Genomic DNA, 728 nt, shown 5'->3' on the forward strand with positions numbered 1-728 from the left:
GCCCCGCACCCGCCCCCTCTCCCGTACGCCAGGAACGCGGCACCCCGCCGGAGCGAGCGGTCCAGCCCGAGCCGTCACCGGAGCGGCGCGCCCGGCGCGAACGGCGCGCGCGGCCCTCGGGCACGGCGGCGGACCGCGCCCGGCGCGCGCAGCGCTCGCAGGTCCTCGCGCGCCGACGCCGTACCACCGTCGTCCTCTTTCTCACCTTCACCCTCGGGGCGGTCGTCGCCGCGGTCGGCGGGCTGGGCTTCTTGTGGGCGCCGGCGGTTCCGGCCGTTCTGCTGAGTACGTACATCGTGCATCTGCGCGGCCAGGAACGGCGTCGCTTCTCGTTCACGATGGACCGGCGCAGGGCCGAGGCCGCCGCCCAGCGCCTCCGCGAGAACCGCCCGCGCCGTCACCACCCCGCGTCGGCCGCCACCGGCGAGCCCGAACAGGAGCCCGAACCGCACCCCGAGCCCGAACCCGAGCCGGTCCCCGCGGTCTCGCCCCAGGAGGCGGGCCGCCGCGCCCTGGTCGAGCAGACCGACCACGCGGAATGGGTCGACCAGCAGCGCGAGCGCGGGCCCGCCCGAGGCGACAGCTGGGAGCCGGTCCCGGTCCCCCTGCCCACCTACGTCACGGCCCCGGTCGCCCCCCGGGCCACCGGCGGCGTGGACGTGACGGACCCGGAGACATGGAGCGCGGCCCGTTCCTCCACCGCGGAACCCACCACCCCCGACCCGGCC

Annotated in this window: 1 pseudogene; it reads left to right on the forward strand. The window is 78.0% G+C overall.

The window, feature by feature from the left end:
- Positions 1-728, forward strand: a pseudogene (locus DVH02_RS34660) (hypothetical protein); the annotation flags it as partial.

The organism is Streptomyces corynorhini, assembly GCF_003346515.1.
GTDB classification, from domain to species: domain Bacteria; phylum Actinomycetota; class Actinomycetes; order Streptomycetales; family Streptomycetaceae; genus Streptomyces; species Streptomyces corynorhini.